This window comes from Streptomyces sp. NPDC055749 (genome assembly GCF_053617235.1).
In genome coordinates, this window is the sequence record NZ_JBSHFH010000109.1 from 1 (window position 1) to 8,908 (window position 8,908).

Annotated in this window: 6 protein-coding genes; all 6 read right to left on the reverse strand. The window is 68.0% G+C overall.

Going from position 1 to position 8,908, the window contains the following annotated elements; all coding sequences use genetic code 11:
• Nucleotides 1-43: 43 nt before the first annotated feature.
• Nucleotides 44-1,525 carry an amino acid permease gene (locus ACWGO0_RS37025; RefSeq protein ID WP_453544848.1) on the reverse strand — a complete coding sequence of 494 codons (1,482 nt, stop codon included), beginning with the start codon at nt 1,523-1,525 and terminating at the stop codon, nt 44-46.
• 302 nt (nt 1,526-1,827) lie between these two features.
• Nucleotides 1,828-3,756, reverse strand: a complete 1,929-nt coding sequence (gene dxs, locus ACWGO0_RS37030; protein ID WP_453544843.1) for a 1-deoxy-D-xylulose-5-phosphate synthase — start codon at nt 3,754-3,756, stop codon at nt 1,828-1,830.
• A gap of 204 nt (nt 3,757-3,960) precedes the next feature.
• A complete protein-coding gene (locus ACWGO0_RS37035; protein WP_453544844.1) occupies nt 3,961-5,250 on the reverse strand; it encodes a sugar ABC transporter permease in 1,290 nt (429 codons plus the stop codon).
• Nucleotides 5,247-6,035 (reverse strand): ATP-binding cassette domain-containing protein, encoded by a 789-nt coding sequence (locus tag ACWGO0_RS37040; protein WP_453544845.1) that lies wholly within the window; start codon nt 6,033-6,035, stop codon nt 5,247-5,249. The genes ACWGO0_RS37035 and ACWGO0_RS37040 overlap by 4 nt, the downstream gene beginning before the upstream one ends.
• Before the next feature lie 208 nt (nt 6,036-6,243).
• Nucleotides 6,244-7,356 (reverse strand): substrate-binding domain-containing protein, encoded by a 1,113-nt coding sequence (locus ACWGO0_RS37045; protein ID WP_453544846.1) that lies wholly within the window; start codon nt 7,354-7,356, stop codon nt 6,244-6,246.
• 120 nt (nt 7,357-7,476) lie between these two features.
• A complete protein-coding gene (locus ACWGO0_RS37050; RefSeq protein ID WP_453544847.1) occupies nt 7,477-8,676 on the reverse strand; it encodes an ROK family transcriptional regulator in 1,200 nt (399 codons plus the stop codon).
• Nucleotides 8,677-8,908: the final 232 nt, after the last annotated feature.

Below are 8,908 nucleotides of genomic sequence, written 5' to 3' on the forward strand. Positions count from 1 at the left end.
GGGCCGCATACCGCGCGCCCCGCGCCACCACTACATCCGCGGATCAGCTGGCCGGCGTCTGCTCCGTGTCGCGGTCGATCCGGCTGTGCTTGCGCCCGTACAGGAAGTAGAGAGCGGTACCGATCGCCATCCAGACACCGAATCGCACCCACGTCTCGGCCGGCAGGTTGAGCATCAGCCAGACCGATGCGGCCACCGAGAGGATCGGGACCAGCGGGACCCACGGGGTGCGGAAGGCGCGGTGCAGGTCGGGGCGGGTGCGGCGCAGGACGATCACGCCGAGGGCGACGACGACGAACGCGAAGAGCGTGCCGATGTTCACCAGCGTCGCCAGTTCGTTGATGCTGGTGAAGCCCGCGATGATCGCGATGAGCACGCCCAGCAGGATCGTCGGCCGGTACGGCGTGCCGAACTTCGGGTGCGTCACGGAGAAGAACCGCGGCAGCAGCCCGTCCCGGCTCATCGCGAAGAACACCCGGGTCTGGCCGAGCAGCAGGATCATGCAGACCGTGGTGAGGCCGACCGCGGCGCCGAAGCTGATGACACCGGCGTAGAACGGGTGCCCGACGGACTTGAACGCGTCGGCGAGCGGGGCGCTCACCGACAGCTCGCTGTAGTGCTGCATGCCGGTGACGACGATGGACACCGCCACGTACAGCACGGTGCAGATCAGGAGCGAGCCGAGGATGCCGCGCGGCATGTCCCGCTGCGGGATCTTGGTCTCCTCGGCGGCGGTCGCCACGACGTCGAAGCCGATGAAGGCGAAGAAGACGACGGACGCGGCGGTGAAGATGCCCATGATGCCGAAGTTCGTGGGTTCGTAACCGAACATCAGCTGGACCAGCGGTGCGTCCAGGCCCGAACCGGCGGGCTGCTTCACCGCGTCGGGGATGAACGGCGAGTAGTTGTCCGCGTCGATGAAGAACGAACCCGCGATGATCACGATCAGGACCACCGTCACCTTGATGGCGACCACGATCGCGGTGACGCGTGCGGAGAGCTTCATGCCGAGCACCAGGATGACGGTGAGCAGCAGGACCAGCACGAAGGCCAGGATGTCGAAGCCGAAGCCCTCGGCCACATCGGGCCCGGAGAGCGCGTCGGGCATGGTCCAGCCGACGTTGTCCATCAGCGAGCGGACGTAGCCGGACCAGCCGACCGCCACCACGGCCGTGCCCAGCGTGAATTCCAGGATCAGGTCCCAGCCGATGGTCCAGGCGACCAGTTCGCCGAGTGAGGCGTACGAGAAGGTGTACGCGGATCCGGCCACCGGGACCGTCGACGCGAACTCCGCGTAGCAGAGCGCGGCCAGCGCGCAGACGATGCCCGCGGCGACGAAGGCGAGGGCGGTGGCGGGTCCCGCCGTCTCCTTCGCCACCTTGCCCGTGAGGACGAAGATGCCGGTGCCGATGATGACTCCGACGCCGAAGACCGTGAGGTCCAGCGCCGAGAGGGATTTCCTGAGTTTGTGCTCCGGTTCCTCCGTGTCCCTGATCGACTGTTCGACCGTTTTCGTCCGGAACATTGTGCTCACCGGTCTGCCTCCGTGATCGTTCGTCTCGTCCGTCGCCGGGGCCCTCGCGTTACCCGATTCACGGCCATGATCGAGAGGGCGCGCGGCATGCGGGCGGTCGCACGGGGCGATTCACCCGATGGGGCCCGGGAGAGCGAAGCCCAATGGACCGTACGGAGTAGAGGCGAGCCCGGAGGCGGCTCGGGACGGCGGTCGCGCGGGACGCGACAGCGCCCCCCGGTCCGGTGGGACCGAGGGGCGCGGACGGGTGACGCGGTGAAGCGATCAGTCGCGAGCGGTGACGCGGTGAGCCGTCAGTCGCGTGCGGGCTCCGCGGAACGCGGTTCGGCGTCCCGGCTCTCGTACCGGCCGTCGAGCTTGGCCACCAGACCGGTGACCTGACGGGCGATGTCGGGAGCGGTCAGCCCGATCTCGGCCATGACCTCCTTGCGCGAGGCATGGTCGAGGAAGACCGGCGGGATACCGAAGTCCCGCAGCGGTACGTCGACCCCGGCGTCGCGCAGCGCCTGGGCGATGGCGGAGCCGACACCGCCGGCGCGGCTGTTGTCCTCGACGGTGACGACGACCCGGTGCTGCTCGGCGAGCGGGGCCATGGCCTCGTCGACGGGCTTGACCCAGCGGGGGTCGACCACCGTGGTGGAGATGCCCTGGGCCTCCAGCAGCGTGGCGATCTCCAGGCACATCGGGGCGAGCGCTCCGACGGACACCAGCAGGACGTCGGGCCGCTTGGTGCCGGCCTCGCGCAGGATGTCCATGCCGCCGGCCTTGCCGACGGCCTTGACCGCCGGGCCGACCGCGCCCTTGGAGAAGCGGACCACGGTCGGGGCGTCGTCGACGTCGACGGCCTCGCGCAGCTGGGCGCGGACCTGGTCGGCGTCGCGCGGGGCGGCGATCCGGAGGGTCGGCACGCACTGGAGGATCGACATGTCCCACATGCCGTTGTGCGAGGCGCCGTCCGTGCCGGTGACACCTGCACGGTCAAGGACGAATGTGACACCGCACTTGTGCAGTGCGACATCCATCAGGACCTGGTCGAAGGCGCGGTTCAGGAAGGTCGCGTACACCGCGAAGACCGGGTGCAGTCCGCCGGTGGCGAGGCCCGCCGCGGAGACCGCGCCGTGCTGCTCGGCGATGCCGACGTCGTAGATCCGGTCCGGGAAAGCCTCCTCGAACTTGCCGAGACCGACCGGCTGGAGCATGGCCGCGGTGATCGCGACGATGTCCTTGCGCTCCTTGCCGAGCTTGACCATCTCCTCGCCGAAGACCGAGGTCCAGTCGAGTCCGGAGGTGGAGATCGGCAGGCCGGTGTCCGGGTGGATCTTGCCGACCGCGTGGAAGCGGTCGGCCTCGTCCTGGAGGGCCGGGGTGTAGCCGCGGCCCTTCTCCGTGAGGCAGTGGACGATGACGGGTCCGCCGAAGCGCTTGGCCCGCTGGAGCGCGGACTCCAGGGCCTCGATGTCGTGGCCGTCGATCGGGCCGACGTACTTCAGGCCGAGGTCCTCGAACATGCCCTGGGGGGCGATGAAGTCCTTGAGGCCCTTCTTGGCACCGTGCAGGGTCTCGTACAGCGGCTTCCCGACGACGGGTGTGCGCTCCAGGAGGTCCTTGCCGCGGGCCAGGAACCGCTCGTACCCGTCCGTCGTGCGGAGCGTGGCGAGGTGGTTCGCGAGGCCGCCGATGGTCGGGGCGTAGGAGCGCTCGTTGTCGTTGACGACGATGACGAGCGGGCGGTCCTTGGCGGCGGCGATGTTGTTCAGCGCCTCCCAGGCCATTCCGCCGGTGAGCGCACCGTCTCCGATGACGGCGACGACGTGGTCGTCCTTCTCCAGTACCTCGTTGGCCTTGGCGAGGCCGTCGGCCCAGCCGAGCACGGTCGAGGCGTGCGAGTTCTCGATGATGTCGTGCTCGGACTCGGCCCGGGACGGGTATCCGGAGAGGCCGCCCTTGCTCTTGAGCTTGGAGAAGTCCTGGCGGCCGGTGAGCAGCTTGTGCACATAGCTCTGGTGGCCGGTGTCGAAGAGGACCTTGTCCCGAGGCGACTCGAACACCCGGTGCAGGGCGATGGTCAGCTCGACCACACCCAGGTTGGGGCCGAGGTGTCCGCCTGTCTTGGACACTGCGTCGACGAGGAACGTACGGATCTCCCCGGCGAGCTGCTCCAGCTGCTCAAGGCTGAGCCGGTCCAGGTCGCGCGGTCCCCCGATGCGGGTCAGCAGATCCACCCGTGCCTCCTTGCGTTTGAGCTGGTCGAGCGTGCCGATCTGACGAGTCTAATGTTCCGCTCGCGTGCGCGGTCAGCGGGCGGTCCGTTCCATGTCACGCGATCGGGTTACGTATGACATGGCACACCCGTGCGCAACCGGGCCGTGCGGGCACGCACAAGCCCGGCACCTCGGAGGATGCCGGGCGGGTGCGTGGTCGAGCGGTCAGGCGCGGCCTGCCGACTTCTGGGTCTTGCGTGTGACGGAGTCGATGACAACCGTGATGAGGAGCACGCCGCCGGTGATCATGTAGTTGATCGGGGTGGCGATGCCTTCGAGCGACAGTCCGTACTGGATCGAGACGATGACCATGACGCCGAGCAGCGCGTTCCAGGTCCTGCCGCGTCCGCCGAAGAGGCTGGTGCCGCCGATGACGGCCGCCGCGATGACGTTCATGAGGAGGTCGCCGGTGCCGGAGCCCTGGTTGACCGCCGCGATCTTGGAGGCCCAGAACAGGCCGCCGATCGCCGCGAACGTACCCGCGATGGCGAAGACGGATACCCGGATCGCCGTGACGTTGATGCCCGCGCGGCGGGAGGCCTCGACGCTGCCGCCGAGCGCGAAGATCTTCCGGCCGTAGGCCGTGCGGCGCAGGACGAAGTCCGTCACCACGAGGACCACGAGGAAGAGGACCAGGGCCAGGGGCAGGCCCCGGTACTGGTTGAACATGATCGCGGCGGCGAAGGCGAACACCGCGAGCACGACCGTGCGCACCACGATGTCGGTGAGCGGCCTGGCCGGGATGCCGGCCGCCTCGCGGCGGCGGGTGTCCAGGAAGGCGGAGAGGAAGTAGCCCACCACGGCGACGACGGCGAGGCCGTACGCGGCGGCGACATCGGCGAAGTAGTACGTGGTGAGGTGACCGACGACGCCGTCGCCGTCCAGGTTGATCGTGCCGGTGTCACCGAGGAGCTGGAGCATGAAGCCGAGCCAGAACAGCAGGCCGGCGAGGGTGACGGCGAAGGCGGGGGCGCCTATCCGGGCGAAGAAGAAGCCGTGGATCGCGCCGATGGCCGCGCCGCTGCCGATGGCGATGAAGACGGCCAGCCACTCGTTCATGCCCTGGCTGACGCTCAGCACGGCCACGAGTGCCCCGGAGACGCCACTGACCGAGCCGACCGACAGGTCGATCTCACCGAGCAGCAGCACGAAGATGATGCCGACGGCCATCATGCCGGTGGCGACCATCGAGACGGCGATGTCGCTGAGGTTCTTCGCGGAGAGGAACTCCGAGTTCAGGCTCTGGAAGACAACGCAGATGATGACGAGGCCGACGATCACGGGAATCGAGCCGAGGTCGCCCGCGCTCATCTTGCGCATGAACTCGGTGAGGTATCCGCGGAGGCCCTGCTCGCGGACGAGCAGCCGGGGGTCGACCGCGGTCCGCGCGCCCTTGGCGGCGTCCCGGTTCACGACGGAACGGTCGTCGGAGTCGGTCGTTTCGTCGATGCTCACTTCTGGACCTCCGCGTTGCGCGCCGCACGTCGGGTCACGGCGTTTTCCGTGGCGCCGGTGATGGCGGAGATGATCTCTTCCTGCGAGGTGGTCTTCACGTCGAAGACCCCGTTGTTCCGCCCCAGCCTGAGCACGGCCACCTTGTCGGCGACGGCCTTCACATCGGCCATGTTGTGGCTGATGAGGATGACCGCGTGGCCGCGCTCGCGCAGCCGCTCGACGAGGTCGAGGACCTGTGCGGTCTGCTCGACGCCGAGGGCCGCGGTGGGCTCGTCGAGGATGACGAGCTTGGGCTCGCCGAGCATCGAGCGGGCGATGGCCACGGTCTGGCGCTGACCGCCGGAGAGCGAGGCGATCGGGATGCGGACGCTGGGAATGCGGATCGACAGCGTGCTGAGGAGCTCCAGGGAGCGCCGCTCCATCTCGACCTCGTCGAGCACTCCGAACTTACGGAGTTCCCGGCCGAGGTAGAGGTTGCCGACGACATCGATGTTGTCGCACAGCGCGAGGTCCTGATAGACGGTCGCGATGCCCAGGTTCTGGGCGTCGTGCGGCTTGTTGATCTGGACGGTGCTGCCTTCCCACTCGATGACGCCGTCATCGATGGGGTGCACACCTGCGATTGTCTTGACCAGCGTTGATTTACCGGCGCCGTTGTCGCCGACCAGGGCGACCACCTCGCCGGAGTGGACCTCAAGCTCTACATCGGTGAGCGCCTGAACGGCACCGAATCGCTTGGAGACCCCTCGCAACGCCAACACGGGCGTAGCGGACACGTGAACCATCTCCTTCGCCGCCTGACCGGCGGGGATACCGCGCCTGGGGGAAGGCGCGGTGGTCGAGCAGAAGAGAGCTGCGGAAGGGGCAGCAGGGAAGAGTTCCATCCGGCGCCCCGCCCGGCAGCGGGACAGTTGGTGGGCGGGGCACCGGACAGGCTTCGTGGCCGCAAGTCGCTTACGGATCAGCCGACTTGCTGCCGAGACCGCAACAGGACTACTTCAGGCCGAGCTTGTCGCAGGCGGCCTTGTACTTGGCCGTGCAGATCTCGTCGACCGTGTAGATGCCGTCCTTCAGGACGGTGTCCTGGATGTTGGCCTGGGTCAGCGAGACGACCGGGACCAGGACGGTGGGAACACCCTTGGTGGTGGGGCTGTCGACCGTGGACGTGGCGATCGAGTCGAGCTTCTCGCCCTTGGCCAGTGCGACGGCCATCTCGGCCGCGGCAGCGCCCTCGGGGGCGTACGGCTTGTAGACGCTCATGAACTGCTCACCGGCGACGATGCGCTGCACACCGGCGAGTTCGGCGTCCTGGCCGGTGACCGGCGGGAGCTTGGAGAGGCCGGCGGCCTTGAGGGCGGTGATGATGCCGCCCGCCATGCCGTCGTTGGCGGAGTAGACGCCGACGATCTTGTCCTTGCCGAGAGCCGTGATCGCCGCCTCCATGTTGGCGTTGGCGTTCTCCGGCTTCCACTCCTTGGTGTCGTACTCCTTGCCGTACTTGACCTTGCCGTCGAGCTCGGCCTTGGCGCCCTTCTTGAAGAGGGCGGCGTTCGGGTCGGTGATCGCGCCGTTCATCATCACGATCGTGCCGCCGTCGGCCTTGTCGCCGAGGGCCTCCAGCAGGGCCTTGCCCTGGACGTGGCCGACCTCTTCGTTGTCGAAGGAGGTGTAGGCGTCGATCGGGCCCTCGGCGAGGCGGTCGAAGGCGACGACGGGGATGCCCGCGTCCTTGGCCTTCTTGACACCGTTGGCGATGGCCTTGGAGTCCACCGCGTCGACGATGAGCGCGTCGACCTTGTTGGTGATCATGGTGTCGATCTGCTGCGACTGCAGGGTGGCGTCCTGCTTGGCGTTGGCATAGACGACCTCCGCCTTGCCGCCGGTGAGCTCGCTGACCTTCTCCTCGATGAGGGGCCTGTCGAACTTCTCGTAACGGGCCGTCTGGTTCTCGGGAAGGAGCAGACCTATCTTCAGGTCGTCGCCCTTCTTCTCCCCGGTGTCCTTGGCCTTGTCGCCGGACTCCTTGGCACTGCCACAAGCGGCAAGCGAGACAGCCATGGCGGTGGCGGCAACGGCAACGGCGGCACGACGCATACGCGTGTTCATTCTCGAACCTCCCTGACGAGGCCGCGACGTTGCGGCCGAGGTGGCTGGAAGTCAACTCGGCCGCGCCGTCAGCGTCAAGGAGTAAATCCTTAACGAGATGACAACGGTGCCATTCGTTATCTAAGTGAAGGCAGGAGCCTTCGCGGGGAGCGTGCTCTCCAAAAGGGTCGAATCGCCCATCTCGTTGAGTACGAGGGCCAGCGCGCCCAGCACTTCCGCCCGCCCTCCGAGCGCCCCGGGCAGCACCGAAAGCTGCCGCGCCGCGCTCGGGATGGCGTACCGCGAGACCGAGTCGCGGATCGGTCCGAGCACCAGCTCCCCGGCCTCCGCGAGGGACCCTCCGAGCACCACCCGGCTCGGGTTGAGCAGGTTGCACAGGTTGGCGACACCGCTGCCGATGTGCCGCCCCACGTCACCGATCACGCGGCGGCAGCCCGGATCGCCCTCACGGGCCAGCTGGACCACGCGTTCCATGGTCAGATCGGGGCCGTGGCTGGGCTGGAGCAGCGGCAGGACGTACCGGGCGGCGGCGAAGGTCTCCAGACAGCCGCGGTTGCCGCAGCGGCACACGGGGCCCGACTCGTCGAGCGTGATGTGCCCGATCTCGCCGGCCGTGCCGCCGGGGCCCCGGTAGATGGATCCGTCGATCACCAGACCGGCGCCGACACCGCTCGCCACCTTGATGTACGCGAGATCCTTGACCCCACGCCCGCTCCCCCAGACCAGCTCTCCCAGCGCCCCGAGGTTGGCGTCGTTGTCGACGTACACCGGCACGCCGAGGCGTGCGGACAGCTCCTCACTGGGGTTGATGCCCGTCCAGCCCGGCAGGATCGAGGTGGAGCCCAGCGTGCCGGACTCGACGTCGATCGGTCCCGGCACGCCGAGCCCGACGCCGATCACCTTGTCCGGAGCGATCCCGGTACTCGCGATCAGCCGGTTGACCAGCTGTTCCGCCCGGCCGAAGCCCTGCGCCGACGACGCGTCGACGTCCAGCGGCTCGGATTCCTCGGCCAGCACCTGGTGGGCCAGGTTGCCGACGGCCACCCTGAGATGCGTATGGCCGAAGTCCACGCCGACCACGATGCCCGCGTCGCCGCTGAGCGAGACGCTCCGGGCCCGGCGGCCACCCGCCGACGTGGGGGTCACCTCGACCGTGCCGCTGTCCTTCAGCTCGCGAACGATATTGGAGACGGTGGCCGCGGAGAGGCCCGTACTCCTGGCGATCTCCGCCTGGGTGAGCGAACCCGCCATACGCACGGCGCGCACAACCCGCTCGAGGTTGGCGCGATGCAGAGATGTCTGCGACCCCGGAGTCTCCATTGACCCACCCTTATCCGTGGCCCGCGTCACCCTGGGTGACCGAACCTTGTACAAGTTATGAACTCCAAAGCTCCGCTGAGGATACCTATGCCGTCAACCCCTTGACGGAAATCGGCTCCTGCCCCTTACACAAGGGTCGGGCCCCGGAGAGTTGTCTGTAACGGGGGCGGCCCATTTTGGGAAAAGGTTTATAAACGGGTTTTTGTTTTGGCCCGGCCGAAGGCGCGCGGGT

Bases quoted from the DNA above. Each gene is read 5' to 3' on its own strand.
- ACWGO0_RS37025 (WP_453544848.1), bottom strand. From the start codon at position 1,525: ATGTTCCGGACGAAAACGGTCGAACAGTCGATCAGGGACACGGAGGAA.
- ACWGO0_RS37040 (WP_453544845.1), bottom strand. From the start codon at position 6,035: ATGGTTCACGTGTCCGCTACGCCCGTGTTGGCGTTGCGAGGGGTCTCC.
- ACWGO0_RS37050 (WP_453544847.1), bottom strand. From the start codon at position 8,676: ATGGAGACTCCGGGGTCGCAGACATCTCTGCATCGCGCCAACCTCGAG.
- ACWGO0_RS37045 (WP_453544846.1), bottom strand. From the start codon at position 7,356: ATGAACACGCGTATGCGTCGTGCCGCCGTTGCCGTTGCCGCCACCGCC.